Annotated in this window: 26 protein-coding genes; 5 read left to right on the top strand and 21 right to left on the bottom strand. The window is 74.1% G+C overall.

Annotation, left to right across the window (positions count from 1 at the left end; genetic code table 11):
• Positions 1–9: 9 nt before the first annotated feature.
• Positions 10–1,053 (bottom strand): zinc-dependent alcohol dehydrogenase family protein, encoded by a 1,044-nt coding sequence (locus tag ACGF12_RS27425; protein WP_393035375.1) that lies wholly within the window; start codon positions 1,051–1,053, stop codon positions 10–12.
• Positions 1,054–1,198: 145 nt separating this feature from the next.
• Between ACGF12_RS27425 and ACGF12_RS27420 the strand changes: the two genes are divergently transcribed.
• The gene (locus tag ACGF12_RS27420; protein ID WP_393035372.1) at positions 1,199–2,194 is read left to right on the top strand and encodes a DEDDh family exonuclease; all 996 of its coding nucleotides are present in this window, start codon (positions 1,199–1,201) and stop codon (positions 2,192–2,194) included.
• A 31-nt stretch (positions 2,195–2,225) separates the two neighbouring features.
• The gene (locus ACGF12_RS27415; protein WP_387627463.1) at positions 2,226–3,029 is read left to right on the top strand and encodes an SURF1 family protein; all 804 of its coding nucleotides are present in this window, start codon (positions 2,226–2,228) and stop codon (positions 3,027–3,029) included.
• Here ACGF12_RS27415 and trxA read toward each other — a convergent pair.
• The gene (trxA, locus tag ACGF12_RS27410; RefSeq protein WP_393035368.1) at positions 3,026–3,358 is read right to left on the bottom strand and encodes a thioredoxin; all 333 of its coding nucleotides are present in this window, start codon (positions 3,356–3,358) and stop codon (positions 3,026–3,028) included. The two genes, ACGF12_RS27415 and trxA, sit on opposite strands and share 4 nt — an antisense overlap.
• Before the next feature lie 3 nt (positions 3,359–3,361).
• Positions 3,362–3,769 (bottom strand): MerR family transcriptional regulator, encoded by a 408-nt coding sequence (locus ACGF12_RS27405; protein WP_393035365.1) that lies wholly within the window; start codon positions 3,767–3,769, stop codon positions 3,362–3,364.
• A 177-nt stretch (positions 3,770–3,946) separates the two neighbouring features.
• On the opposite strand from ACGF12_RS27405, the gene ACGF12_RS27400 reads away from it, so the two are divergent.
• Complete coding sequence (locus ACGF12_RS27400) at positions 3,947–4,708, top strand: SDR family oxidoreductase (RefSeq protein ID WP_393035362.1); 762 nt, start codon at positions 3,947–3,949, stop codon at positions 4,706–4,708.
• A gap of 35 nt (positions 4,709–4,743) precedes the next feature.
• Here the strand turns inward: ACGF12_RS27400 and ACGF12_RS27395 are convergent, their stop codons facing one another.
• The 9 genes from ACGF12_RS27395 to ACGF12_RS27355 all read right to left on the bottom strand — a co-directional run bounded on the left by ACGF12_RS27395 (position 4,744) and on the right by ACGF12_RS27355 (position 11,874).
• Positions 4,744–5,397: an alkaline shock response membrane anchor protein AmaP gene (locus tag ACGF12_RS27395; protein ID WP_393035359.1), complete on the bottom strand. Its 654-nt coding sequence runs from the start codon at positions 5,395–5,397 to the stop codon at positions 4,744–4,746.
• Positions 5,394–6,083 carry a DUF6286 domain-containing protein gene (locus tag ACGF12_RS27390; RefSeq protein WP_393035356.1) on the bottom strand — a complete coding sequence of 230 codons (690 nt, stop codon included), beginning with the start codon at positions 6,081–6,083 and terminating at the stop codon, positions 5,394–5,396. The genes ACGF12_RS27395 and ACGF12_RS27390 overlap by 4 nt, the downstream gene beginning before the upstream one ends.
• Positions 6,080–6,424, bottom strand: coding sequence for a hypothetical protein (locus ACGF12_RS27385; RefSeq protein WP_393035353.1), 345 nt, complete (start codon positions 6,422–6,424; stop codon positions 6,080–6,082). The genes ACGF12_RS27390 and ACGF12_RS27385 overlap by 4 nt, the downstream gene beginning before the upstream one ends.
• The gene (locus tag ACGF12_RS27380) at positions 6,424–6,615 is read right to left on the bottom strand and encodes a hypothetical protein (RefSeq protein WP_387618127.1); all 192 of its coding nucleotides are present in this window, start codon (positions 6,613–6,615) and stop codon (positions 6,424–6,426) included. Before ACGF12_RS27380 ends, ACGF12_RS27385 begins: the two co-directional genes overlap by 1 nt.
• A gap of 70 nt (positions 6,616–6,685) precedes the next feature.
• Positions 6,686–7,234, bottom strand: coding sequence for an Asp23/Gls24 family envelope stress response protein (locus ACGF12_RS27375; protein WP_393035350.1), 549 nt, complete (start codon positions 7,232–7,234; stop codon positions 6,686–6,688).
• A 194-nt stretch (positions 7,235–7,428) separates the two neighbouring features.
• On the bottom strand, positions 7,429–8,235 hold the full coding sequence (locus ACGF12_RS27370) for an enoyl-CoA hydratase/isomerase family protein (RefSeq protein WP_393035347.1): 807 nt from the start codon (positions 8,233–8,235) through the stop codon (positions 7,429–7,431).
• A 232-nt stretch (positions 8,236–8,467) separates the two neighbouring features.
• Positions 8,468–8,701 (bottom strand): helix-turn-helix domain-containing protein, encoded by a 234-nt coding sequence (locus ACGF12_RS27365; RefSeq protein WP_188300454.1) that lies wholly within the window; start codon positions 8,699–8,701, stop codon positions 8,468–8,470.
• A gap of 327 nt (positions 8,702–9,028) precedes the next feature.
• Positions 9,029–10,627 carry a ribosomal protection-like ABC-F family protein gene (gene abc-f / locus ACGF12_RS27360; RefSeq protein WP_393035344.1) on the bottom strand — a complete coding sequence of 533 codons (1,599 nt, stop codon included), beginning with the start codon at positions 10,625–10,627 and terminating at the stop codon, positions 9,029–9,031.
• Positions 10,628–10,830: 203 nt separating this feature from the next.
• Positions 10,831–11,874, bottom strand: a complete 1,044-nt coding sequence (locus tag ACGF12_RS27355) for a hypothetical protein (RefSeq protein WP_393035341.1) — start codon at positions 11,872–11,874, stop codon at positions 10,831–10,833.
• Between the two features lie 367 nt (positions 11,875–12,241).
• On the opposite strand from ACGF12_RS27355, the gene ACGF12_RS27350 reads away from it, so the two are divergent.
• Positions 12,242–13,450 (top strand): glycoside hydrolase family 26 protein, encoded by a 1,209-nt coding sequence (locus ACGF12_RS27350; protein WP_393035338.1) that lies wholly within the window; start codon positions 12,242–12,244, stop codon positions 13,448–13,450.
• Positions 13,451–13,470: 20 nt separating this feature from the next.
• Here ACGF12_RS27350 and ACGF12_RS27345 read toward each other — a convergent pair whose 3' ends face one another.
• The 9 genes from ACGF12_RS27345 to ACGF12_RS27305 form a co-directional block, all read right to left on the bottom strand.
• A complete protein-coding gene (locus tag ACGF12_RS27345) occupies positions 13,471–14,631 on the bottom strand; it encodes a GNAT family N-acetyltransferase (RefSeq protein ID WP_393035335.1) in 1,161 nt (386 codons plus the stop codon).
• Positions 14,628–15,470: a Wzz/FepE/Etk N-terminal domain-containing protein gene (locus tag ACGF12_RS27340; RefSeq protein ID WP_393035332.1), complete on the bottom strand. Its 843-nt coding sequence runs from the start codon at positions 15,468–15,470 to the stop codon at positions 14,628–14,630. Before ACGF12_RS27340 ends, ACGF12_RS27345 begins: the two co-directional genes overlap by 4 nt.
• 46 nt (positions 15,471–15,516) lie before the next feature.
• Positions 15,517–16,632, bottom strand: coding sequence for a glycosyltransferase (locus ACGF12_RS27335; RefSeq protein WP_393035329.1), 1,116 nt, complete (start codon positions 16,630–16,632; stop codon positions 15,517–15,519).
• Complete coding sequence (locus tag ACGF12_RS27330; protein ID WP_393035326.1) at positions 16,629–17,480, bottom strand: polysaccharide deacetylase family protein; 852 nt, start codon at positions 17,478–17,480, stop codon at positions 16,629–16,631. The genes ACGF12_RS27335 and ACGF12_RS27330 overlap by 4 nt, the downstream gene beginning before the upstream one ends.
• Positions 17,470–19,239, bottom strand: a complete 1,770-nt coding sequence (locus ACGF12_RS27325; RefSeq protein ID WP_393035323.1) for a lipid II flippase MurJ — start codon at positions 19,237–19,239, stop codon at positions 17,470–17,472. Before ACGF12_RS27325 ends, ACGF12_RS27330 begins: the two co-directional genes overlap by 11 nt.
• Positions 19,236–20,666 (bottom strand): O-antigen ligase family protein, encoded by a 1,431-nt coding sequence (locus ACGF12_RS27320; RefSeq protein ID WP_393035320.1) that lies wholly within the window; start codon positions 20,664–20,666, stop codon positions 19,236–19,238. The genes ACGF12_RS27325 and ACGF12_RS27320 overlap by 4 nt, the downstream gene beginning before the upstream one ends.
• Positions 20,667–20,671: 5 nt before the next feature.
• On the bottom strand, positions 20,672–22,195 hold the full coding sequence (locus ACGF12_RS27315) for a sugar transferase (protein ID WP_393035317.1): 1,524 nt from the start codon (positions 22,193–22,195) through the stop codon (positions 20,672–20,674).
• 394 nt (positions 22,196–22,589) lie between these two features.
• A complete protein-coding gene (locus ACGF12_RS27310) occupies positions 22,590–23,744 on the bottom strand; it encodes a glycosyltransferase (RefSeq protein WP_393035314.1) in 1,155 nt (384 codons plus the stop codon).
• A gap of 200 nt (positions 23,745–23,944) precedes the next feature.
• Entirely contained in the window at positions 23,945–24,385 is a 441-nt protein-coding gene (locus ACGF12_RS27305; protein ID WP_393035311.1) for an SRPBCC family protein, read from the bottom strand.
• Between the two features lie 102 nt (positions 24,386–24,487).
• Between ACGF12_RS27305 and ACGF12_RS27300 the strand changes: the two genes are divergently transcribed.
• The gene (locus ACGF12_RS27300) at positions 24,488–25,381 is read left to right on the top strand and encodes a HipA family kinase (RefSeq protein WP_393035309.1); all 894 of its coding nucleotides are present in this window, start codon (positions 24,488–24,490) and stop codon (positions 25,379–25,381) included.
• Positions 25,382–25,488: the final 107 nt, after the last annotated feature.

Here is a 25,488-nt window from a genome sequence, read left to right as displayed (position 1 = left end):
ATCAGTACGTCAGAACGCGATCCGAACCTTCAGCGCCGAGCGGTCGTCCATCGCCCGGTAGCCGTCCGGCACGCCGTCCAGATCGACCGTGCGGTCGAACACGAGCCCGGGCTCGATGGCCCCGGAGAGCACGTCCGGCAGCAGCTCGGGGATGTACGCGCGGGCCGGCGCGACGCCGCCGTTCAGCGAAACGTTTCGGCCGAACATCTGGCCGATGTCGACGCCCGCACTGCCGCCGTGCGGCACACCCACATAGCCGACCGCGCCGCCGTCCCGGGTGATCGAGATCGCCGTCCGCATCGACTCCTCGGTGCCGACCGCCTCCAGCACGGCGTGCGCGCCCAGGCCGCCGGTCAGCTCCTTCACCGCCTCGACGGCGGCGTCACCGCGCTCGGCCACCACGTCGGTCGCCCCGAAGCGGCGGGCCAACTCGGTCCGGGCGGGGTGGCGGCCCAGCGCGATGATCCGGCCCGCGCCCAGCCGGTGCGCCGCCAGCACACCGCACAGGCCCACCGCGCCGTCACCGACCACCGCGACCGTCGCCCCCGGACGCACCCGCGCCGAGACCGCCGCGTGGTGCCCGGTGGACATCACGTCGGACAGCGCCAGCAGCCCCGGCAGCAGCTTCTCGTCGCCCGCCGCCTCCTTCGGCAGCTTCACCAGCGTCCCGTCCGCGAACGGCACCCGCACCGCCTCGCCCTGGCCGCCGTCCGAACCGACCTGCCCCCAGAACCCGCCGTGCGGGCAGGAGGTCTGCAGCCCCTCCCGACAGAACTCGCAGACCCCGTCCGACCAGACGAAGGGCGCCACCACGAGATCGCCCTTGCCGAAGCCGCGGACCTCGGTGCCGACCTCCTCGACCACGCCCAGGAACTCGTGCCCGATCCGCTGCCCGGCCACCCGCTCCGCCACCCCGCGGTAGGCCCACAGGTCGCTGCCGCAGATGCAGGCGTTCAGCACCCGGACCACGACGTCCGTCGGGTGCTGGATCACCGGGTCCGGTACCTCTTCGATCCGGATGTCGTTGGGTCCGTGGATCACGGTGGCGCGCATGCGTTCTTCCTCACACAAGCCCGGCCCGCGGGCCGGAAACGATCTCGACCAGGTGTACGACACCCCCGCCGACCACTCTATTCCGGCTCCCCGGTCACAACATTCCGACCGGCCCCGACCACCGCGCCCCTTATCCTGTTGGACCATGCAACCGATCCAGCCCGAGACGTACGGCGCGCCGCGGACCGCCCCGGTCCCCGCCCAGCGCTCCGCCGCCCCCGCCGAGGGCTTCGCGGTCGTCGACGTCGAGACCACCGGTCTCGGCCGCTCCGACCGCGTCATCTCGGCGGGCGTCTACCAGCTGGACCCGGACGGCGAGGTCACCGACCACTGGTACACCCTGGTCAACCCCGAGCGGGACCCGGGCCCGGTGTGGATCCACGGCCTCACCGCCGAGCTGCTCTCCGGTGCCCCGATCTTCCCCGAGATCGCCGACGAGTTCGCCACCCGCCTGGAGAACCGGGTCCTGGTCGCCCACAACGCGCTCTTCGACTGGAACATGATCTCCCGCGAGTTCTCCCGGGCCGGCCGCCGCGCCCCGGTCGAGCAGCGGCTGTGCACCATGGTCCTCTCCCGCGACCTGCGCCTGCCCCTGCCCAACGGCAAGCTCTCCTCGCTCGCCGCCCACTTCGGCGTCCAGCAGCGCCACGCCCACAACGCCCTGGACGACGCCCGGGTGCTCGCCGAGGCCTTCCGCCCCAGCCTGCACCTGGCCCGCAGCTCCGGTCTCGCACTGCCGCTGCAGACCTGCGTCGCGGTCACCGACCTCGGCGAGGACGAGCCCGCCACCCCCGGTCGCGCCAACTGGACCGGCTCCCAGTACCGCCAGGCCAAGAAGCGCCCGCCCTGCCCGTACCCCAACCCGGGGCGCTGGGAGGACGGCAAGCCCCTGGTCCAGGGCATGCGGGTGGCCTTCACCGGCGACACCGCCACCGACCGCGAGGTACTGGAGGACCGCACCGTCGAGGCCGGCCTGCACATCGCCACCTCGGTGAGCCGGCTCACCAGCCTGCTGGTCACCAACGAGCCGAGCAGCTGGAGCGGCAAGGCCCGCAAGGCCCGCGAGGTCGGCACCCCGGTGGTCACCGAGGACGCCTACCTCCAGCTGCTGCGCGAGGTCGCCCCGCACCCCGGTGCGTGAGCCCGTTGTGAGGTCGGCGTACGGTTCCCATGTGTACCGTTTTCTGCTGACCCGGCAGTGGCTGATCACCATGCTGATCGCGCTGCTGCTGATCCCCGCGACGATCAAGCTGGGCTTCTGGCAGCTGCACCGCCACGAGGCGCGGGTGGCCCGGAACGAGCTGATCGGCAAGGCCCTCACCGCCTCGCCCGAGCCCTTCGACACCCTGTCGCCGACCCCCGGCGCCGCGGTGCCCACGGACCTCACCTGGCGCGCGGTGACGGCCACCGGGCAGTACGACCCGGCGCACGAGTTCGTGGTCCGCAAGCGGACCGACTCCAACGGGACCATCGGCTACTTCGTCGTCACCCCGCTGAAGCTCTCCGACGGCAAGGGCACCGTCCTGGTCAACCGCGGCTGGGTCGCCTCCGGCGACGGCGCCACCGAGTACCCGCCCGTCCCGGCCGCCCCCACCGGCGAGGTCACCCTCACCGGCCGCCTGCGCTCCGACGAGACCGCCGGCAGCAGCGGCGGTTTCGTCAAGGACCGGGCCGGCCTGCCCGCCCGCCAGTTCAACCTGATCAACACCGAGCAGCAGTCCAAGGAGACCGGCACCACCCTGCTCGGCGGCTACCTCGAACTCACCGGCACCACCCCGGCCCCGGCCGACCAGCCCGAGCTGATCCCCGAGCCCGACCACTCCGACATCGGCCCGCACATGGCCTACGCCATCCAGTGGTGGCTGTTCACCGCGATGATCCCGGTCGGCGTCTGGATCCTCATCCGCCGCGAAGCCAAGGACCGCGCCAAGCAGGCGGCCGAACCCGAGGTCCCCCTCGACGCCCTCCCGGCCTAGAGCACGTCCTCCAGCTCCCGCAACAACCGCGCCTTCGCCCGCGCCCCCACCACCGACCGCACCGGCTGCCCGTCCCGGAACACCATCAGCGTCGGCATCGACAGCACCCCGTATTCCGCCTGCGTACGGGGATTCCTGTCCACGTCGAGACTCACCACCCGCAGCCGGTGCGCCTCCTCCCGCGCGACGTCCGCCAGCACCGGCGCCATCATCCGGCACGGCGGGCACCAGTCCGCCGTGAAGTCCACCAGCACCGGTCCCTCCGCCGCCAGCACCTCCGCAGCGAACGTCTCGTCCGTCACTGCTGGCACACCCGCGATCTCCACCATCGCCTACTCCTTCGTCAGTTCACACAGTGGCGGCTGCTCGGAAACCGCGAGCTCGTCCCGCGCCCGCACCGCCCGCTCGAACTGCCCGGCCACCTGCTGCCGGACCTCCCGCAACCGCGCGATGCAGTCGTCCAACTCGGCCAGCTTCCGCCGGTACACCTCCAGCGAAGCCGGACACGAGTCGCCCTCCGGGTGCCCCGCCCGCAGACACTCCACGAACGGCCGGGTCTCCTCCAACCCGAACCCGAAGTCCTGCAGCATCCGGATCTCCCGCAACAGCCGCAGATCCCCCTCGTCGTACGCCCGGTACCCGTTGCCCGCTCGCCGAGCCGGCAACAACCCCAACTGCTCGTAGTACCGCAACGCCCGCGTGGTCGTCCCCGCCCGCTCCGCCAACTCCCCGATCCGCACGCCGAACCACTCCTTCCGTACAGCCGCAACGACCGTAATCCTTGCCCCTGACGTCAACGCCAGCCATCACCCGCAACTACCCGGCCCCGGAGCGGCCACCCCCGGAGCCGCCCCCGGCCACCCACCCTCCCGAAAGCCACCCCCCACACGAACGCCCCCACCGGGCAAGATGTCCCCATGGATCTAGGACTCAAGGACAAGGCCTACATCGTCACCGGCGCCACCCGAGGCCTCGGCCTCGCCGCCGCCCGCGAACTCGCCGCCGACGGCGCCCGCGTCCTCATCAGCGGCCGCACCCAGCAGGCCGTCGACACCGCCGTCACCGAACTGAACACCCTCGGCACCGCCCACGGCCTGGTCGCCGACAATGCCGCCCCCGACACCGCCGAGCGTCTGATCGCCGAGGCCCAGGACCGCTTCGGCCGTCTCGACGGCGTCCTGATCAGCGTTGGCGGCCCCCAGGCCGGTCCGGTCGAGACCACCCCCGAGTCCGCCTGGCGCGACGCCTTCGAATCCGTCTTCCTCGGCGCCCTCCGGATCGCCCGCACCACCGCCGCCGCCCTCCACGACGGCGGCGTGATCGGCTTCGTGCTCTCCAGCTCGGTCCGCCAGCCGATCCCCGGCCTGGGCATCTCCAACGGCCTGCGCCCCGGCCTGGCCATGGCCGCCAAGGCCCTCGCCGACGAACTCGGCCCCCGCGGCATCCGGGTGCTCGGCCTGCTCCCCGCCCGGATCGACACCGACCGGGTCCGCGAGCTCGACTCCCTCGCCCCCGACCCGGCCGCCGCCCGTACCCAGCACAGCGCCGGCATCCCGCTCGGCCGCTACGGCACCCCCGAGGAGTTCGGCAAGGTCGCCGCCTTCCTGCTCTCCCCCGCCGCCTCCTACCTGACCGGCATCATGGTCCCCGTCGACGGCGGCGCACTCCGCTCCCTCTAGAACACCCCGCCCACACCCGCGCCCACACCACCCGCCTACACCACCCGCGGATGCCCCCGCCGACGCCGACGCCCACCCCACCAGTGCCGACGCTCGACGGGGGCCTCCTGCGACACCCGGATCCGCAGGTCCGCCGGCAGCTCCGCCAGCCCCAGGCTCCCCAGGGCGTCCGCCCGGGGCCCGTCCTCGAAGTGCTCCACCAGCCCCACCGGATCCCCACCCGGCGTCAGCCGTACGGCCCCGCGCAGCCGCGGATGCCGCGGCGCCCGCACCAGCCGCACCCCCACCCGCTCGACCTCCGGCAGCACCACCGTCCCGTTCTCCACCGCCTCCTCCAGCGCCCGCGCGCTCACCCGCAGCCGCAGCCCGCCCACCCCCGGCGTCGACACCGCGATGCTGGCCAGCCCGGTCCGCCGCAGCTGCGCCACCAGCCACCACGCCATCCCCGCCACCAGCACCGACAGCCCCCCGATCACCGTCGGCCACCACCAGGAGGACCCGACCCACCGCGCCCGCGAACGCGTGCTGACCACCGGCTGGTCCGGCGAGGTGAGCGGCCACCGGCTCGGCGGATCGACGCCCAACCGCCGGTACAGGTCCAGCCCGCCCGCCAGCACCAGCACCCCGACCCCCAGCAGCACGACCCCCACCGCCCCCAACAGCACCCGGTTGACGACCGTGCGAGTCACCCCGCCGCCCCCTCCCCCACCCCACCGGCGCCCCCACCCGGCGCCCCGTCAGCGGCCCCGCCGGCCACCCGACCCCCCAGGGTCCGAACGTCCAGCCGCAACGGCTGCGCCAACCCCACCCGCCCCAGCTCCTCCCGCAGTTGCCGCTGCACCGCCGCCGGATCGGTCGGCCCGCTCACCGCCACCCGGATCCTCCGTCGCCCCACCCGGATCCGCAGGTGGTCGATGCCGTGCAGCCCCGCAGCCCGGTCGGCCAGCAGGTGCCCGATCCCGCCCTTGTCGATGGCCGCGCTCGTCCCCCCGTACGGCCGCAGCACCAGCCACCGCCGCAGCCCGGGCGCGACGGCCAGCCACAGCAGCCACCCGCCCAGCAGGGTCGCGACCCCGGCCCCCACCAGCACCCACAGGTCGTCCAGGTGGCGCGTCGCCAGCTCGTCCGCGATCCGCGCCCGCCACCGCTTGGCCGGCTGCCCGGCCCGCACCGCGATCACGTCGTACAGCAGCGCCCCCGCCACCACCAGCACCCCCGTGGCGACCAGCGCCGCCGCCCCGGCCCGGGTCGCCCGCAGCCGGGGCACCTTCTCCCCGGCACGCGAGGAGGCCACGGCCTGTGAAGGTTCCCCGGGCTCCGCCGGCTCGCCGGGCGCCACGGCCTCCGAGGGCTCGCCGGTCTCAGAGCCGGTCACCACGCTCCCCCGGTGACCAACTTCTCCACCACGACGACCACTTCGGACACCCTGGTCCCGGTCAGCCCGGCCACCTGTGCCCCCACCCGCTCCCGCAGTCCCCGGGCCAGCCCCGCGAGGTCCGCCGGAAACGGCAGCTCGACCGCCACCCGAACCCTCACCGTGCTGCCCGGCACCGCCACCGACACGTGGGGCGGCGCACCCTTCACCGAGCGCCCGGCCCAGACCTCCGCGAGCACCTCCCGCACGGCCTGGTCGGCGATCCGGGCGTAGACGCGGTCCGCGACCCGCAGCCGCCCCCGCCGGGCCGGGACGGCCGCAGCGGCCCCGGGGGCCCGCATCAACGCCGCCGGTCGCGACCGCGGAGCAGGTCCCCGAGGTCGCCCAGCTCGATGTCGCCCTCCAGCAACCGCCCGGCCACGAAGCCGACCAGCCCGAGCGCCGCCACCAGCAGGAACGCCGCGAACCCGCCGAAGTACCCGGCGAAGCCGAGGGCCATGCCCACTACCAAGCCGACCATGGCCAGGTTCATCCGCTACTCCCTCGTCCTCCGCTGAACTCGTCCTCCGCCGAACACCCCCGGCCGACCCCGCGGCCGGGTGCTATTTGAGCTTGGGCCGCTGCCCCGGCGTCGTCACCGGCTCCTCTTCCTCCTCGAACTCCGGTTCGTCCGGGAGGTGGACGTCGTTGACCGCGATGTTGACCTCGACGACCTCCAGGCCGGTCATCCGCTCCACCGCGACGATGATGTTCTCCCGCACCTGGCGGGCCAGTTCGGGGATCACCACGCCGTACTCGACCACCAGGGCGATGTCGATAGCGGTCTGCTTCTCGCCGACCTCGGCCTTGATCCCGCGTCCGATGCTGGACTTGCCGCCGGGCACCCGGTCCCGCATCGCGCCGAAGGTGCGGGCCAGCCCGGAGCCCAGGGCGTGGATGCCGGGGGCCTCCCGGGCGGCCATCCCGGCGATCTTCTCGACCACCCCGACGGCCAGCGACGTCCGGCCGCGCTCGCCGACCGGACGGCCGCCGTCCCCGCCGCCGCCCGTGCCGGGGCCGGGGCCCGGGCCCGGCTTGGCACCGGGCGGGCCGGGGGTGGGGGCGTTGCCGGGGGTCTTGTGCAGGGTCGCGGGCGTCGGAGTGTCAGGCATGGGGGCGCATCTCCCGTCGTACGGCTCCAGCTATAGCGCAGACCTCCACAACTCTGGCATTTCGCCACGTTCCCCGCCCGCCGGGAGCGCCTCCAGGAGCAGTCCGGCAGCATCGCGGAAGCCGCCCGGGGAACGCCGAAGGCCCGCCCCCGGTGTTCCCCGGGGGCGGGCCTTCGCGCGAACGGCCTACGGACTCAGTCGCCGATCCCGGCCAGCTCCCGCAGCCGCCGCGCCTGCGCCACCCGTTCGGCTGACCGCTGCTCCTCGAAGGAGCGCCCGGCGGCCCCCTGCAGCAGCGCCTTGGTCTCGATCACGGCACCGCGCGGCGTGGCCAGCAGGGCGGCGGCGAGGTCGCGGGCGGTGGCGTCCAGCTCGGCACCGGGGACGGCCAGGTTGGCCAGCCCGATCGCGGCGGCCTCCTCCGCTCCGACCCAGCGGCCGGTCGCGCAGATCTCCAGCGCCCGGGCGTAGCCGACGAGTTCGACCAGCGGCTTGGTCCCGGCGAGGTCGGGGACGAGGCCGAGCGAGGTCTCCTTCATCGCGAACTGCACGTCCTCGGCGACCACCCGCAGGTCGCAGCCGAGGGCCAGCTGGAAGCCCGCGCCGACGGCGTGGCCCTGGACGACGGCGATGGAGACCAGGTCGGCGCGGCGCCACCAGGTGAAGGCCTCCTGGTACGAGGCGATGGTGTCGTCCAGCTCCTTGTCGGTGGAGCCCGCGAGCTGGAGGAAGGTGGGCTCGCCGGGGATGCCCTCGGCGGTGAACATGGCCCGGTCCAGCCCGGCGGAGAAGGAGACGCCCTCCGCACGCAGCAGTACCACCCGGACACTGCCGGGCAGTTCGCGCCCGGCAGCGGCGAGGGCGCGCCAGAGCGCGGGCGACTGGGCGTTGCGCCGCTTGGGCTGACAGAGGGTGACGACGGCGAGTTCGCCGTCGATCTCCAGGCGGACGCCGTCCCGCTCCCAGCTCGGGGCCTGCGGTTCGGTGGCGGGGGCGGTCATGCGGGGACCTCCGGTGGCGAGGGACTTGGCTACCGGAGAGTAACAAACCTGGGCGCGGACGGGCAGGGTCCCGGCCCGGAAAGATCGGAACGGGCGGGAGGGCTCCGGATCCGGACATGACGATCGGCGGCCGGCCCACTCGACCCGAGGGCGGACGCCCGGCTGCGGTCAGCCGTCGTCTCCTCGGTCGGCGCCGTGCCGCCGCGTCATCCAGCCATGAGCTGATGGACCGTCAGGAACCGGCCCCAGCAGTCGCCTTGCTCTTGCCCCGCGTGGCACCACCGCGACCCCGGAGGATCACTCCGGACTCGCTCAGCATCCGGTGCACGAAGCCGTACGAACGACCGGTCTCCTCCGCGAGAGCGCGAATGCTCGCCCCGGAGTCGTACTTCTTCTTGAGATCGGCCGCGAGCTTCTCACGCGCGGCACCGGTCACCCGGCTGCCCTTTTTCAGAGTCTCGGCCACCCGTGCCTCCTCGTAGCGTTGCTCGGTCAGATTCCCATGATCACCCATCCACCGCGTCCTGGCCACCCATTCGACAAGGTCGATGTCGCAAATGCGTGGTCCTGCGGTGGTGATCCGAGCGCATCAGGGCGCTCACGCAGAGTGCACGCCCCCGAGTGGGTGCCGCCGTTCGCCGCGAAAGGGCTGATCAGCAGTGTCGGCCCGACCACGATCGAGTGGCGGGCCGACGGGAAGTCCTTAAACGGAATCCGGGTCTACTTCATTCCCGGACACGCCGAGAGGACTAGATTTTCTGGTCCGAAAAGCGGATGCGGCGTCTACTTCCGGTCAGGCCAGGTTGACGAGATCGGCGTAGGCCGGACTCCAGAGGTCCTCCACCCCGTCCGGCAGCAGGATGATCCGCTCCGGCTGGAGCGCGTCGACCGCGCCCTCGTCGTGGGTGACCAGCACGACCGCGCCGCTGAACTCGCGCAGCGCACTCAGGATCTCCTCGCGGCTGGCCGGGTCGAGGTTGTTGGTGGGCTCGTCCAGCAGCAGCACGTTGGCGGAGGAGACCACCAGGGCGGCCAGCGCCAGACGGGTCTTCTCACCACCGGAGAGCACCCCGGCCGGCTTGTCGACGTCGTCGCCGGAGAACAGGAACGAGCCGAGGATCTTGCGGATCTGCACCAGGTCGGTGTCCGGCGCGGACGAGCGCATGTTCTCCAGGACGGTGCGGTCCGGGTCGAGCGTCTCGTGCTCCTGCGCGTAGTAGCCGATCTTCAGGCCGTGGCCCGGGATCACCTCGCCGGTGTCCGGCTTCTCCACCCCGGCCAGCATCCGCAGCAGGGTGGTCTTGCCGGCGCCGTTGAGGCCGAGCACGACGACCCGGGAACCGCGGTCGATCGCCAGGTCCACGCCGGTGAAGATCTCCAGCGAGCCGTAGGACTTGGACAGGTCGGCCGCGGTGAGCGGGGTCTTGCCGCAGGGGGCCGGGTCCGGGAAGCGCAGCTTGGCGACCTTGTCGCTCTGGCGCACCTGCTCCAGCCCGGAGAGCAGCTTCTCGGCACGGCGGGCCATGTTCTGCGCGGCCACCGTCTTGGTCGCCTTGGCGCGCATCTTGTCGGCCTGCGCGTTCAGCGTCGCGGCCTTCTTCTCCGCGTTGGCGCGCTCGCGCTTGCGGCGCTTCTCGTCGTCCTCGCGCTGCTGCTGGTACTGCTTCCAGCCCATGTTGTAGACGTCGATGGCGGACCGGTTGGCGTCCAGGTAGAAGACCTTGTTGACGACCGTCTCGACCAGGTCGACGTCGTGCGAGATGACGATGAAGCCGCCCTTGTAGGTCTTCAGGAAGTCCCGCAGCCAGACGATCGAGTCGGCGTCCAGGTGGTTGGTGGGCTCGTCGAGCAGCAGCACGTCGGAGTCCGAGAACAGGATCCGGGCCAGCTCGACGCGGCGGCGCTGACCACCGGAGAGGGTGTGCAGCGGCTGGCCGAGGATGCGGTCCGGCAGGCCCAGCGCGGCGGCGATGGTGGCGGCCTCGGCCTCGGCGGCGTACCCGCCCTTGGTGAGGAACTCGGTCTCCAGCCGGGCGTACTTCTTCATCGCGTTGTCCCGGGTGGCGCCCTTGCCGTTGGCCATCCGGTCCTCGTTCTCGCGCATCTTCTTCAGCACGGTGTCGAGGCCGCGGGCGGAGAGGATGCGGTCCTTGGCGAGGACGTCCAGGTCGCCGGTGCGCGGGTCCTGGGGGAGGTAGCCGACCTCGCCCGAACGGGTGACGGTACCGGCGGCCGGCAGGCCCTCGCCGGCCAGCACCTTGGTGAGTGTGGTCTTCCCGGCACCGTTGCGACCGACCAGGCCGATCCGGTCGCCGGCGGCGACCTTGAAGTTCGCGGACTCGATCAGGACCCGGGCACCGGCGCGCAGCTCAAGGGCGTTGGCGGAAATCATGGCTGGGAACTACTCCTGGGACGTGGGCGGGCGGCCGGGTCCGGGCCCGGGCAGCGGGAAGGGGGGCTTCATCGGCGGTCGGCGCGGTGGAAGGGGCGCCGCCGCCCGCTATTGCCCGGAGAAGATAGCCATGGCGGCCAGTCTACCGGGCCGCGCCGAACACCCCAGGGGGTTACCGCCCTGGGGTACCCGAAGCGCCTCGGCTACTGCTGCGCCGCAGCCGGCTGGTCGGTCGCGGAGGCTGCCGGGGCCGTCGGCTGGTCGGTCGCCGGGGCCGCCGGGGCCGCCGGGGTGGCCGCGACGGCAGGGGCGTCCGCGGTCGGGCTCGCCGACGGGTCGGCGCAGCCGCCCTGCGGGCGGACCGCGGCGAACGGGGCGTCCAGGGCGCCGCAGGCCGTCTCGGGCGCGGCCGCCTTGGTGTCGAACACCCTGGCCGGGACGATCGGGCCGTCGGTGATCTCCACCCGGCTGCTGTCCAGCACCTTGATGGCCGCCGCCGGGCCGGTGCTCATCGCCCAGCCGTTGCTGTCCAGCCGGTAGCCGGTGATGCCGCCGGAGACGGCCAGCCCGCTGCTGTTGGTGCAGCTGCGCGGGATGAGTACCGCGTAGTCCGTGTGGACGGTGCGCAGCGGGTCGTAGAGGCAGCCGTTGGAGGGCCGGTCGTTGTAGCGCAGGTCGCCGTCGGCGTCGCGCAGGCCCATGGTCAGGTTCGGCGTCACCACGGCCAGCCAGGGCGAGCCGTTCCGCTGGACGGTGTGCAGCGCGGCGGCCGCCCGCTGCACGGCGGCCTGCTTGCGCTGGGCCTCGGTGCGCTTGTCGGCGCCGGGCTCGCCGTCGGCGCGCAGGTAGTCCGCGAGGCCCGGCACCGCGCGGTGCCAGCGCACCTCGTGGTCGCCCGGGCGCACCGAGGTGACCAGGCCGTCGTCCCAGACCACGATCGCGTTGTCGCCGGCCATCGCCACGTAGAGCGCCTCGGCGCCCTCGCGGCGGTACGACCAGGCCCGGTCGCCGGTCGTCTTGTGGTAGGCCTCCAGTGCGGGGCCGACCACCTTGAGGTCCAGGTCGGCCGAGTTGACCGACTGCGAGTTCACCGGGGTCGCCTCGGCGTCGCCCGGCCCCGCCACCCGGTCGCCGAACGGCACCGGCTTGTTCGCGTGTGCCGCCGCACCGGCCGCAAGGACCAGCATCACCGCCAGGGCAGGCAGGATCGACCGGGGGGTGAGTACGCGCGGCGGCTTCCAGGACACTGCCGGAGCGTACCTTTCACCGGGCGGGCGAGTCAGCCCGGATTCGCCGCTCGCGCACGGTGTCGGCCGCACTGCCCGCCGCGCGCACCCGTCCCGTACGCCCGCCCGCCCACCTGCGTCGTCGGGCCCTCGGCCGGGTGGCCGGGCGCTCGGCGGTAGGCCGCGCGGGCCCGGTCGGAACGTTACAGAGCTGATACACGGACGCCTCCGGTCGGGTGTTGCGGCAGACGGCGTTCGAATATCGCCCACTTTAGGGTGACATTCGGCTTTTCTTCGCCCCGGCGGCCCTACTGTCGGCGGGCGTGACGCCACGGTCCGTCCCCGGTCGTCACCGTCCGCCCCGCCCGCGACGCCCGGAGGAGAGACCATGCGAATCGGCCGTCTGACGCTGGCCGCCGCCGCTCTGCTGCTGATGGCCACGGCCGGCGTCCCGGCCGGGACGCCGGTCGACCGGGCCGACCGGCACGCCCTCTCCTCGGACGCCCTCGAGCCGCGCGGCGCCGCCCCCCGCCCCCCGGTCCAGCGGCCGAGGCACGAACCGCCGTTCGGCGCCTTCGTCGGCTCCTGGGACGACTACATCCCGCAGATCGGCAGGTACGCGCGCTGGCTCGGCGACGCCAACATGCAGGTCGGCCACACCTATCTGGCGGGCAACGGCTGGACCGACATCGAGGGCGAGCCGATCGTGCTCGGCATGTGGTCGCAGTGGCGACTGGCCGACCCGTCCCGGATGCTGGTGCTCGGCGTGCCGATGCTGGTGCCCAACGAGGCGAACGTGCCGGACGGCGAGGTCGCCAAGCTGCTCGCCCAGGGCAGCCGCGGGGACTTCGACGGCCACTTCCTCCGGCTCGCCCGCCGGCTGGTCGCGCTCGGCGGCTCGGACACCGTCATCACCCTCGGCTGGGAGATGAACGGCATCACCTACACCCACCGCTGCAAGCCCGACCCCGCCGCGTGGAAGGCGTACTGGCGGCGGATCGTCGGGGTGATGCGCTCGGTGCCCGGGCAGCGGTTCCGCTTCGACTTCAACCCGACCCGGGGCCTGGACGCGATCCCGTGGACCAAGTGCTACCCCGGCGACGACGTGGTCGACATCATCGGCATGGACAGCTACGACCAGCCGGCCGGGAGCACCTTCGACGACTACGTCCGTGAGCCGTACGGCCTGCAGGACCAGGTGGAGTTCGCCGCCAAGCACGGAAAGCCGGTCTCGTACCCGGAGTGGGGGCTGTTCCGCAACGGCGACAACCCCGAGTTCGTCCGGCGGATGGTCGAGTGGATGCGCACCCACGACACCGTCTACCAGACCGTCACCGACTACTGCCCGCACGGCTTCTTTCAGTGCAAGAGCAATCCGCGCTCGACCGCCGCGTTCAAGCAGCTGATGTCCGGTTCGCGGGGGGCGCCGGCGGTGGTGCCGCCGGCGCCCCCCGTCCCGATCGTGCCGGTGGCGCCGAACGCCCCGGTCGTACCGGTCCCGCCGGCGCGGCCGACCCCGCCCACCGCGCCGGGCGCCCCCGCAGTGCCGGGTGCGGCGGCGAGCCCGTCCTCGGCCGGGACGCCCTCGCGGCGGTGAGCGGCGGTCGGTGTGGGCGCTCAGCCGCGGCGGCGGGCCAGCAGGGCCTCCCGCAGCTTGGGGAAGCGGGTGCGCAGCAGGTGCGCCGCCGAGTGCCGGGCGTGCACCGCCCCGGCCCGGGCGGCGGCCGCCGGGGCCGCCCCGGCCGGCCCCAACAGCAGCCGACGGTTGTGGAGTTGGTCCGGCCGCCAGCGCTGCTTGTACGGCTCCTGGCCGCGCATCAGGCCGAGCAGCGGGATGCCCGCGCCGACCGTCTCGTCCAGCGCGGCGTTGAACAGCAGCCCGGCGATGTCCAGCCGCTCGCGAAGCGCCGGATGGGCGCCGTACAGGTACAGCCCACCGAACGAGGGGCAGAGCAGCAGCAGGTTCACCGCGACCAGTTCGCCGTCCAGGTGGAACTGGTGGACGGCCGCCCGACCGGTGGCGACCAGCCCGGTGGTGGACTCGGTCAGGTGCCGGGCGAAGCGCTCGGTCCGGTGCTCGGGGGTGACACCGCGGTCCTGCCACTGCAGGAAGTGCAGCCGCAGCAGCCCCTCCAGCGCGGCGGGCACCTCGGCCGCCGGCGTGGAGCGCACCTGCACCCCGGCCTCGGCGATCTTGCGCATCTTCACCCGGCTGCGCTGGGCGGTCTTGCCGGGCACCCGCTTGAGCAGCCGCTCCATCGGGACGGCCGGGAGGTACTGGCAGAGCGAGTCCCGGTAGCGCCGGCGGAACCCGCGCCAGTGCTCGTACACCCGATGCACCGCCGCCTCGGGGTGGACCTCGCGCAGCTCCAGCCAGTGCCAGGGCCGGGTGAGCGGGAGGGCGGCGGCGAACTCGGCGGCGGCCCGGTCGGCGCACTCGTCGTCGAGCAGGATGTCGCCGTAGTCGACCAGCCCGGCGCCCAGGCCGGTCAGGCCGCCGAACGGGCCGGGGCGCCGCATGAAGGCGCCCGCGCCGACCAGCCGGCCGTCCCGACGGACCAGCACCACCAGCAGCGCGCCGGAACAACCGTAGTGACGCCACCAGGAACGCTGCCAGGCGGCGGCCTGGAAGAAGGTGGCGGTCCGGCAGCGGGCCGCCAGGTCGTCCCACTCCTCGGCGAGGGTGTCCAGGGCGTCGTCCTCGCGGCGCAGCTCGGTGGTCCAGGCCGGCGCCGCCGACTGGGCCGGCAGGCCGGCGGCGCGGGCCTCGGTGCTCATCGCTTGCTCCCGGCGGCGGCCTTCTCCTTGGCCGAGGGCTTGGCGGCGGCCTCGGGCGCGGCCTTCGACTCGGGCTCGGCCACGGCTTCAGCGCCGCTCTTCGGCGCGGCCTTCGACTCGCGCTTCGACCGGGGCCGGGGCTCGGCCTCGGCGTCCTGCTCCCCGCTGCGCGGGCGGGGGGTGGCCGGGGCCTCGGCCGGCTCGGCGGCCTGCGGGGCCTGCGGAGCCACGGCGGTCTCGACCCTCTCGACGCTCTCGACGGCCTCGGGCTCGGCGGCGGCCCCGCCGCGGCGGCGGGTCATCATCACCAGTGACCCGAGCAGCACCCCGGCCGCGGCGCCGACCGCGACGTCCAGCTTGCCGGAGGGCGAGGTCGGCTTGTCCGGCTCGGCGGCCGGGGCCAGCGTCACCAGCCGGACGTCGGTGTCCTTGCTGCTGGTGTTGGCGAAGGAGACCAGCGAACCGGCCACCGCGTCGGCGGTCCGGGCGGCCTCCTGGGCGCGCTTCCCGGTGCCGGTGATCTCGATCATCGGCGCGTCCGGGGAGGTCGTCCCCGACACCAGGGACTCCAGCTCGCCCCGGGTGTGGCCGGTCTCGGCGGCCGCGACGGCGAGCACCTGCGGCTGGCCCGCCAACCGCCCGTAGGCCTGGGCGAAGTTGGTCGCGGTCGCGGCCTCCCCCGGGTTCTGCGGCACCACGAGGACGTAGGCGGTGGCGGAGTACGAGGGGTGCGAGAGGACGGCGTACCCGGCGCCGGCCGCGGCGCCCAGCGGCACCGCGAGCGCCACCGGCCACCAGCGGCGGATCAGGTGACGGGCGCTTCGGCGCGGTGTGGTCATGGGTGTGGCTCCTTGGGTATGGGACGGCGGTACCGGCGGCGGGCGGTCAAACGCGGGCCAGCCGGTCGTAGAGGGCGCCCAGGTCGGCGGCGACCCGGGCGATGTCGTAGTGGCCGACGGCCGGCGGGTGCGGCAGCGGGTCGGCGGTGTGGCCGCTCAGCTGCCGCAGGTCGCGCAGCGCGGCGGCGTACGCGGCCGGCTCGGAGGGGATGCGGCGGGCCTGCGGGGCGGCGCTGGGCGGCAGTTCGTCCAGCGCCGGGCAGGCACTGTGCCGCACCGGCAGCCCGGCCGCGAGGCCCTCCAGAACGCCGAGGCCGAAGGTCTCCGCTGTGGAGGGGGCGACCAGCACGTCCATCGCGGCCAGCAGGTCGGGCACGTCGTCGCGCTCGCCGGTGAGCACCAGCCGCTCCCGGACACCGAGTTCGGCGGCCCGCCGCTCCAGCGCGGCGCGCTCGGATCCCTCGCCGACCAGCACCAGCCGAGTGGCCGGGTCGAGCTCGACCAGCGCCTCCAACAGCACCTCGAAGCGCTTGCCGGGGACCAGCCGGCCGACCGCGCCGACCACCCAGCCGCCCTCCGGCAGGCCGAGTTCGGCCCGCACCCGACGGCGGGCGGCGGTCCGCTCGGCGGGCGGGCGGCGGTAGCCGGCGGTGTCGATGCCGTTGGGGATCAGCTCGATCCGGCCCGGCGGGACGCCCCAGGAGCGCAGGGTCTGGGCGACCTGGCGGGAGACCGCGACGGTGGTGCAGCCGAGCCGCTCGGCCGCCAGGTAGAGGCCCTTGACGCCCCAGGTGACCGGCCGGCCCTCGATCACCCCGGCGTGCAGCGAGTGCTCGGTGGAGACCACCGCGCGCACCCCGGCCAGCCGCGCGGCCAGCCGGCCGTACAGCTGCGCCCGGTAGAGGTGGGTGTGCACCACGTCGTAGCGGCCGGCCCGGACCAGCCGGACCAGCCGGGGCAGCGCGCCGAGGTCCCGGTTGCCGCGCATGCCGAGGTGGTGGACGGTCACGCCGTCGGCGCGCAGCGCGTCGGCGACCGCGCCGGGGTTGGTCAGGGCGAGCACCTCACACCGCTGGTGCGGCGGCAAGTGCCTCAGCAGCAGGTGAAGTTGGCGCTCGGCACCGCCGGAGGCGAGCCCGGTGACGATGTGCAGGACCTTCACGTCCGACGCCCCTTGCGAACACTCCGCAGCTCGGCGACGGCGTCGCGCAGCTGGTGCCGGCCCTTCTTGGCACGCAGCCGCCAGGCGCCGTCGCGGTCGCCGACGTAGCAGCGCGGCAGGGCGAAGCGGCCGGTGAGCGGGGAGTGGGCGATGGCGCAGGCGTAGTCGTACCCGGCGTCGCGCACGGCCAGGACGGCGGGCAGGTCGACGGCGCCGTACGGGTAGCAGAATCCGGTGACGGGGCCGTCGACCACCTCCTCCAGCAGGCGCCGACTCTCCCGGGTCTGCATCGCGAGGACGTCGGCGGGCAGGCCGGGCAGCGCCTGGTGACCGAGGCCGTGCGAGCCGATCTCCCAGCCGGCGGCGGCGAGTTCAGTGACCTCCTCGACGGTGAGCAGCTCCTTGCGCGGGCCCTCGGTGTCCCAGCCGTTGTCCTGCCCGAGCAGGTCGGCGACCACGTACGCGGTGGCGGTGAAGCCGTACGCCTGCAGAATCGGTACGGCGTAGCGGGCGAAGTCGGCGTAGCCGTCGTCGAAGGTCAGGCCGACCAGTCCGTCGCCCCGGCCCTGGGCCCGGGCCCGCATCAGCTCGCGGACCGAGACCCCGCGCCGCCCGTGCCGGTGCAGCCAGGCGATCTGCTCGGCGAACCGCTCGGGGCTGACGGTGAGTTGGTAGGGGTCCGCTTCCTCGACCGCCACCGAGTGGTACATCAGGATCCACGGCGAGGAGGAGCCGGGGGCGGTCGGTTCGCCGACCGGACGGCGGCTCCTGGGCGGTCGCGCCCGGTCGGGCGGGGCGTTGGTGACGCCCGCCTGGGCCGAACGGACGGTTCCCCGTTCATTGTCCATGGGGAAGCTTCCCTTCATCGGCGACGGTTGGCGGGTCCAGAGGCCCGGTTTGCCGGTTCAGAGGCCCGGTCGGGGGGTTCAGGGCCCGGGCGGCGGCCAGGACCGGGCCGCGCACCTCGCGGGCACCGAGGCCGGTGCCGAGGACGGCGAAGGCCAGCGCCACGGTGAGGCCCCCGAGGAGGGTCGAGAGCAGCGGATCGTCGGCCAGGTCCGCCACGGCGGTGCCGAGCACGGTGGCCCCGGCGGCGGCGGCGACCAGCCGTGCGTGGCCGCCGAGCACTCGGGGCAGCCGCAGCGGGATGCCGCGCAGCACCAGGCCGCGCAGCAGCAGCACCGCGGTGGTGGTGATCCCGGCGGCGTTCCCGGCGGCGAGGCCGAGGGCGCCGAAGCGGCTCGTGGCGAGCAGGCCGACCGCGACGGTGACGCCGAGGCCGAGCACCATCGCGGCGGCCGGGTACCAGTCCAGCAGTCGGCGGCCGCCGTCCTCGGTACGCGGGTCGTCGGCCCGGCGGACCACCGGGCGCAGCGAGAAGTACGGGCGGATCATCACGCCGGTCAGCGCCTGGGCGGGAAGCCCGAAGCTGTACACCCGGATGACGTCGGCGGTGGCGGCGGTGTCGCCGGGGCCGAAGGCGCCGCGCTCGAACAGCAGCGAGACCACCGAGGGGGCGCAGGCCATCAGGAAGGCGGTGCCGAGCAGGACCACCGCCGCGGCCTGGCCGAGGTCCTTCTCGACCCGGTCGCGGGCGGCGGTGAGGTCCCCGGCCGCGAGCGCCCGGGCGACCAGCGGGAAGGTGACGGTGCAGATCAGGATGCCCGCCGTCATGGCGAGTTGGGAGACCTTGGCGGCGTAGTTGAGGTGCGAGATGGTGCCGGGCGGCAGGGCCGAGCCGAGGTAGCGCTCGACGAAGACCTGGGCCTGCCGGGTCAGGGTGAAGGCCGCCACCGGCAGCAGGGCCAGCGGCATCGGCACCAGGCTGCGGCGGGAGCGCCGGCCCAGGCCGGTGACGGCCTGGCCCCGGCGCAGTCGGCGCAGGAACGGGCCGGTCAGCAGGCCGGCCATCAGCAGGCTGCCGAGCGCGACACCGAAGGCGGCGGAGCGGACGCCGAGGTGGCCGTGGAAGCCTTGCAGCAGGGCCAGGATGCCGAGGTTGTAGGCGACGTAGATGCCGGCCGGGGCGGTGAAGCAGTGGTGGGCGCGCAGCGCGGCGGCCAGGTAGCCGACCAGTCCGAACGGCAGCACGGTGATCGCGGTGATCCGGGTGCAGTCGACGGCCAGGCCCGGGTCGCGCAGGCCGGGGGCGAGCAGTTCGACCAGCTGGGGGGCGCCGAGCGCGGCGGCCAGGGCGAGGCCGCTGAGGGCGAGCGGCAGCCACGGCAGGGTGGCACGGACCAGCTGGCGGACCGGGTCGGGGGCGTCCGGGTCCTCCTCGCGCAGCACCAGGGCGAGGGCGAAGGCGGGCACCATGAGGAAGGACATGGCGTCCTCGATCAGCAGCGGCGCGGCCGTCTCGGGGACGGTCCAGGCGACCAGGAAGGCATCGGTGCCCTGGTTGGCGCCGAAGTAGCGGGCCAGCAGGAGGTCGCGCAGCAGTCCGAGGCCGGAGCCGGCCGCGCTGAGCACGGCGGTGATGCCGAAGGCCTTGGCGAGGAAGCCGCGCCGGGGCGCCGGGGCGCGCCCGGGGGGCGGAGGCGGGAAGGGGGCGCTGCGTGGGGCCGGGAGGGTGGAGGCGAGCACGGCCGGCCGGTCGGTGGTCACAGTGACATCGCCCGCTCGCCTCCGGGGCACTCGGACCCGCTGCCGACGTTCCTCGCTCCGGCCCTCGCTGCGCTCGCTTGTCGCTCGTCGCTTTCGGCACCGGCGTGCCCCTTCGGCTCGAGGTCCACCCCCTGGACGGCGGCGCGGGCGGCGAGGCCGAGGACGACGGAGGTCAGCACGGTGGTGGTGCCGCCGATGTCGGCGTACAGGAAGTCGACCAGCACCCAGGTGAGCAGGGCGAGCGCGGCCAGCGCCGGGCCGCGGCGGTGCCGCAGGCAGCCGAGCAGCAGGCCGAGGAAGAGCGCGGCGTAGGCGGTGATGCCGATCAGGCCCTGCTCGCTGAGCACCAGGAAGTACATGTTGTGCGGGGAGAGCAGCGGCTCGCGCTGGAAGCCGATGGTGGAGTCGGCGGCGTCGCTGCCGGAGGACAGCCGCAGCGGGGCGTGACTGTCGCGCAGCTTCGGGAAGGCCTTCGGTCCGGCGCCGTGCACGGGGTGGTCCTGCCAGATCCGCCCGGCGGTGGCCCACAGGTCGTAGCGGTCGGAGACGGACTGGTCGGGGGCGGCGGAGACGGAGCCGATCGAGCTGAGGCGTTCGGTGACGCCGGAGGCGCCGAGGCCGAGGCCACCGACCAGGACGACTGCGGCTGCGAGGCCGAGGACGGCGCCGCGCACCAGCAGTCGGGCGTCGACGCGCAGCAGCAGGACGGTGGCGGCGACGGCGGTGGCGATCCAGCTGCCACGGCTGAAGGAGACGGCGAGCGGGAAGGTGAGGAAGGCGGCGGCGGCGAACATCGCCCGCCGCAGCCGGACGTTTCCGCCGGGACCGCGCTCGCCGAGCGCCAGGGCGAGGGCGGCGAGCAGCCCGTAGCTCACCACGGTGGACATCGCCATGATGTCCAGCGCGCCGAAGGTGCCGACGGCCCGGATCGGCTGGCCGGTGTAGGAGGCGCCGGTGCGGGTGAGGTACTGATGGGCGCCGACCACGCCCTGGATCAGCGCGGCGAGCACGAAGGAGCCGAGGACCAGGCGCTGGTCGGTGCGGTCGCGCAGCGCGCAGAGCACCCCGGCGGGGACCAGGACGAAGACCTGGGTGAGCCGGACGAAGCCGGTGACACTGGTGGCCGGGTCGATCGAGCCGATGGTGGCGACGGCGGCGGCGACCACGATCCCGCCGAACAGCATGCAGGTGGCGCGGCTGAGCACGGGCAGCTTGCCACGCAGCAGGTTCAGCGCGGTGAGGGTGACCAGGGCGAGCGAGGCGAGGTCGGCGGCGGTGACGTGGACGGCGGCGGTGACGTCCTTCTCGCCGGTGGGCACGCAGACCAGCAGGACGGTGGCCGCGGCCGGCAGGCTGGGCCGGTCCGCGAGCGCGGGCAGGGCCCGCCGTAAGGTCGGACGCGGAAGGGCCGGGAAGGTCAGGGCCACGCGGGTCAGCTCCCGTCCGGGTGGAGCATCAGGGCCGCGGTACGGCACAGGATCTTGACGTCCTGCCAGAAGCTCCAGCTCTCGATGTAGCGGTTGTCGAAGCGGGCCCGGTCCTCGATCGAGGTGTCCCCGCGCAGGCCGTTCACCTGGGCGAGGCCGGTGAGTCCGACCGGGACGCGGTGCCGGTCGGCGTACTCGGGGTAGGCCTGGCTGAACCGCATGACGAAGTAGGGGCGTTCGGGGCGCGGGCCGATCAGGCTCATGTCGCCGCGCAGGACGTTCCACAGCTGCGGCAGCTCGTCCAGGGAGCTCTTGCGCAGCAGGCGGCCGACGGCACCCATCCGGTGGTCCTGGGAGATGTTCCAGCGGGTCGCCGCCTCGTGCTCGCTGCTGGGGCGCAGGGTGCGGAACTTGAGGACGGTGAAGACCCGGCCGTCCAGCCCGGTGCGCTGCTGGCGGAAGAGCACGCCGGGGCCCGTGTCGAAGCGGACGGCGAGGGCGCAGAGCACCAGGACGGGGGCGAGTAGCAGCAGGCCGAAACCGGCGGCGGTGACGTCCAGGGCACGCTTGGCGGCCCAGCCGGGGCGGCCCATGGCCGGGCGGCCGACCCGCAGGCAGGGGAAGCCCCACAGGTGGTCGCCGCCGGAGATCGGGGCGGTCGGCAGCGAGCCGTACTCGCGCAGCGCGGGCACCAGCCAGACCTGGCAGCCGAGCCGGACGGCGTCGCGCAGGGCGGCGGCGGTCTCGGCCTCGTCGGCGGCTCCGGCGGTGGCGATCACGTGCTGGACCCGGTGCCGGCGGACCTCGCGCTCCAGCACCTCGCGGCCGCCGAGGACGGGCAGGTCGGTGTCGCCGACCAGCAGCGGCGGGTCGGCGTCCAGGAAGCCGACCGGGCGCATCCCGTACTCGCCGTGCTCGCTCAGGGCGGTGGCGACCTTGTGGCCGAGCCGGCCGGCGCCGAGCACCAGGGCGGAACTGGGGCGAGCGCGGCGGATCCGCCGGACCAGGTGGTAGAGGACGGCCCGGCCGACGGCGGCGATCAGCAGCTGGGCGCCGAGCAGGACGGTGAGACGGGCCGGGGTGGCCGGGCCGCAGTCGGGCCAGCGGCCGTCCAGGCAGCCGGCCAGGGTGACCGCGAAGGCGGTGGCGACCACGGCCCGGACGGCCAGCGCGGGCAGCTCGTCCAGGACGGACAGGGTGAGCCGGGCACGGTACAGGCCGCCGGCCAGGTTGAGCAGCAGGAGCAGCGGCAGGACGGCGGGGACGCCGACCAGCGGGGCGAGCGGCACGGCCGGGTCGACGGCCCGGTTGGCGATGCCGGTGGCGGTGCACAGCGCGATCGCGTCGACCTGGACCAGCGCGAGCGGCAGGGCGAGCCGGGAGCGGACCGCCCTGGGGTGCCGGCGGGGCGGCGGCACCGCCCGGGTGTGCGCCGATCCGGCCGGCCGGTCGAGCAGCCCGGTGGCGGGCCGGCGCGGGCCGGCCAGGGGCCCACCGGATCGCGGCACACTGTCGTGGTCAATGGTCATCAGCGCACGAACTCCCCTGCTGTGTGCCCGGGGTGACGGCGCCCCGGCACCGGTGGGCGTCGGGCGGCCGTCCCGGCCCGGCGGGCGCGGTCCTGACAGCACCTGCTACCGCTGGCGGCTTTCGGTCCTCCCGCGTTGGGGCCGATCACGGAACGGCCGGTCGCACAGGACGCGGTTGCGATGGGCTCTGGCGCGAATGTCCGGGATGAAATCGAAACGAAGCAGGCAAAATCCGACAATACCGAACCCGACCATGGGGGCTGGAGGTTGACTTGCCGTTTCATTCCAGCCGCCCATTAATAGGTATTTCGGATTTAACGCCCCTCCCCTTATCCGGTTGGGGTGCGAATATGGCAGCGCCTGATTCGGCGGGCATTCACGGCATGTGAAACGATCAGATCCGCTCTGGGACACGGGCCCGGCGCCGCCCGGCGGCCGGACCGGCACCCAGCAGATGGCGGTAGAGGACGTCCACCTGTTCGACCACGGTCCGGACGTCATGGCGGGCGACCACGTGGTCGCGCAGACGGGCACCGCGTCGCTCGCACTCGATCGGATCGGACAGCGCTTCCGCCATTCGGGTGGCGAGCACGGTCACGTCCTCCGGCGGCACCACCGCCTGCGCGCGCGCCGTCTGCGGCAGGCACTCACGCGCCCCCGGCACATCGGTCAGCAGCACCGGACGGGCGGCCGCCATCGCCTCCAGCGGGGCCAGCGCCATACCCTCCCAGCGCGAGGGCTGCACCACCAGGTCGGCCGCCGCCAGCCACGGGCGCGGATCCGGCACGTCCCCGACCAGCCTGACCCGGGACGGCTCGACCGACCGCCGCACCAGCTCCGCGGTCCGCTGCTCGTCCGGCCCGCCGCCGACCAGCGCCAGCCGGGCCCGCGGCACCCGGCGCAGCACCTCGGGCCAGGCGGCCAGCAGCACGTCCTGGCCCTTCTGCCGGCACAGCCGCCCGACGCAGACCGCGAGCGGGGCGTCCAGGTCCAGGCCGAGCGCGATCCGGGCGGCCCGGCGGTCGGCGGGTGCGTAGTGGCGCACGTCCACGCCGTTGGGCACCACCGCCCAGTCGGCGTGCACCCCGGCCGCCACGCCGTCAACCCGCTCCTGGACGCTGACGCACAGCAGCCGGTGCGCCCAGCGGGTCGCGAAGCGCTCCCAGCGCAGGGTCGCGGCGGCCAGCGGGCCGTCCACGGCGGCGAAGGACCAGGCGTGCGGCTGGAAGACGGTCGGCACCGCGCCGCGCACGGCCAGCCGGCCGGCCAGCCCGGCCTTGGCGCTGTGCAGGTGCACCACGTCGGGCGCGGCGGCCCGGACGATCCGGCGCAGCCGCCAGGCCTCGGCGGCGGTGGACGGGCCGGGCGAGCGCTCGGCGGGCCAGTCCTGGACCAGCGCGCCCACCGCGGCCGCTTCCTCGGCGAGTCGCCCGCCGGACGGGCAGGCGACCAGCACCCGGTGCCCGGCCTCGCGCTGCCCCCGGACCAGGTCGACGACGACGCGGGCGACTCCGCCGTCCACCGGCTGCGAAATGTGAAGGATCGTCATATGCACGGCGGCGAGCCTAGGATGGCTCGCCGACGCCGAACGGCTCGCGTCACCCGGAGGTGGTGGGCCGTCCACCCGTACGGCTTTCGGCTCGCACGGGTGGACGGACCGCTCGAAATTCCGGGCGATTTCCCTGATTCACCGGAACCATCGGAGTCGTGTCGGCGATCCTTCGGGTTCCGTCGAAATCCGGGAGGGGCTCAGCGGACCTCGGCGGCCAGGTTGGCCAGCACCTGGTCGTGGATCCGGTTCAGGCCCTTGGGGGCGAAGGTGCGCTCGAAGAAGCCGCCGATGCCGGTCGCGCCCTGCCAGGTGGCGGTCACGGTGACCTTGGTGCGGCCCTCGCCGGCGGCGGCGACGGTCCAGGTGATCACCATGCTGGAGTTGGCGTCCTTCTCCACCAGCTGGTCGGGCTTGGGCGCCGAGACGGTGAACAGGCAGTCGCGCACCCGCTTCTCGGTGGCCTGCAGCTTCCAGTGCACCTGGGTGCCCGCGCCGGTGCCGCCGACCCGGACCTCGTACTCGCTGTACTGCGCGGGCAGCAGCTTGGGGCGGGTCACCTGGTAGTCGGCCAGCGCCTCGTACACCCGCTCGGGGGTGGCGTCGTAGACCCGCTCGGTGGTGGCCTGCACCTGTCCCATGACCTTGCTCTCCTCGTGTGGTGGGTACCGCTGTCCGTACCGCTCTCCCGGCAAGACAATCACAGGGGCGCGGCCGCGACGCGGCGGGATAGGGTGGCCGGTGTGCTCGATCTGGTGACTGCGCTGCGCTACGTGGACCCGCTGCGGGCCGGCGGCTCGGTGCCCGGGGTGGTGGAGACCGACGACCTGGGAACGTACGTGGTCAAGTTCACCGGCGCCGCCCAGGGTCGCAAGGCGCTGGTGGCCGAGGTGATCGTCGGCGAGCTGGCCCGGCGGCTGGGGCTGCGGGTGCCGGAGCTGCGGCTGGTGGACTTCGACCCGGTGGTGGCCGCGGACGAGCCCGACGCCGAGATCCAGGACATGCTCAAGGCCAGCGGCGGCCTCAACCTCGGGATGGACCTGCTGCCCGGCTCGCGGGACTACCGGCCGGGGATGATCCCGGTGGACTCCGTCGAGGCCGGGCGGGTGGTCTGGCTGGACGCGCTCACCGGCAACGTCGACCGCACCGTGCACAACCCCAACCTGGTGGCCTGGCACAACCGGCTCTGGCTGATCGACAACGGCGCCGCGCTGATCTTCCACCACCGCTGGGCCACCGCGGAGGCCTCGGTCGGCAAGCGGTACGACCTCAGCACCCATGCGCTCGGCGGCTCGGCCCCGGACGTCCGGCTGGCCGACGAGGACCTCGGGCCGCTGGTCACCGTGGAGCTGCTGGAGGAGGTGCTCGCGCTGGTCCCGGACGAGTGGCTGGCCGACGAGCCCGGCTTCGACTCGGTGGACGCCGTCCGGCACGCCTACGTCACCCATCTGGCCGCCCGGGTGGTGCTCTCCGAGCAGTGGCTGCCGGAGGGCTTCGCCACCCCCGAGCAGATGCGCGAGGCGGAGCTACGACGGGCGGCGCGCACCCGGGCCGGTCGGCCGGCCTGGCTGCGGGAAGTGCCGGACCTGCACGGCCAGCCGTCGGTGGAGACGGTCTGGGAGCACCACTTCGAGTGAGCGCCGGGGGCCCTAGGAGCGTGGGTCGGTAACGAGCAACTGGCCGGGTGGGTTTGATCGCCGCGATCGGTCGCGGTCGCCCGGTCCGTGCTCGCCGCGCCGGTGGT

Source organism: Kitasatospora sp. NPDC048296 (assembly GCF_043201815.1).
Classification (GTDB): Bacteria; Actinomycetota; Actinomycetes; order Streptomycetales; family Streptomycetaceae; genus Kitasatospora.
The sequence above is the reverse complement of the archived record's forward strand: the minus strand, read 5'-3'. Positions and strand labels throughout refer to the sequence as shown.

Coding starts and splice junctions, on each gene's coding strand:
- ACGF12_RS27380 (WP_387618127.1), bottom strand. CDS start 6,615: ATGAACCTGGCCATGGTCGGCTTGGTAGTGGGCATGGCCCTCGGCTTC.
- ACGF12_RS27305 (WP_393035311.1), bottom strand. CDS start 24,385: ATGGGACAGGTGCAGGCCACCACCGAGCGGGTCTACGACGCCACCCCC.
- trxA (WP_393035368.1), bottom strand. CDS start 3,358: ATGGTGGAGATCGCGGGTGTGCCAGCAGTGACGGACGAGACGTTCGCT.
- ACGF12_RS27370 (WP_393035347.1), bottom strand. CDS start 8,235: ATGACCGCCCCCGCCACCGAACCGCAGGCCCCGAGCTGGGAGCGGGAC.
- ACGF12_RS27385 (WP_393035353.1), bottom strand. CDS start 6,424: ATGCGGGCCCCCGGGGCCGCTGCGGCCGTCCCGGCCCGGCGGGGGCGG.
- ACGF12_RS27330 (WP_393035326.1), bottom strand. CDS start 17,480: ATGGACAATGAACGGGGAACCGTCCGTTCGGCCCAGGCGGGCGTCACC.
- ACGF12_RS27345 (WP_393035335.1), bottom strand. CDS start 14,631: ATGAGCACCGAGGCCCGCGCCGCCGGCCTGCCGGCCCAGTCGGCGGCG.
- ACGF12_RS27340 (WP_393035332.1), bottom strand. CDS start 15,470: ATGACCACACCGCGCCGAAGCGCCCGTCACCTGATCCGCCGCTGGTGG.
- ACGF12_RS27400 (WP_393035362.1), top strand. CDS start 3,947: ATGGATCTAGGACTCAAGGACAAGGCCTACATCGTCACCGGCGCCACC.
- ACGF12_RS27350 (WP_393035338.1), top strand. CDS start 12,242: ATGCGAATCGGCCGTCTGACGCTGGCCGCCGCCGCTCTGCTGCTGATG.
- ACGF12_RS27425 (WP_393035375.1), bottom strand. CDS start 1,053: ATGCGCGCCACCGTGATCCACGGACCCAACGACATCCGGATCGAAGAG.
- ACGF12_RS27375 (WP_393035350.1), bottom strand. CDS start 7,234: ATGCCTGACACTCCGACGCCCGCGACCCTGCACAAGACCCCCGGCAAC.
- abc-f (WP_393035344.1), bottom strand. CDS start 10,627: ATGATTTCCGCCAACGCCCTTGAGCTGCGCGCCGGTGCCCGGGTCCTG.
- ACGF12_RS27310 (WP_393035314.1), bottom strand. CDS start 23,744: ATGACGATCCTTCACATTTCGCAGCCGGTGGACGGCGGAGTCGCCCGC.
- ACGF12_RS27315 (WP_393035317.1), bottom strand. CDS start 22,195: ATGACCATTGACCACGACAGTGTGCCGCGATCCGGTGGGCCCCTGGCC.
- ACGF12_RS27420 (WP_393035372.1), top strand. CDS start 1,199: ATGCAACCGATCCAGCCCGAGACGTACGGCGCGCCGCGGACCGCCCCG.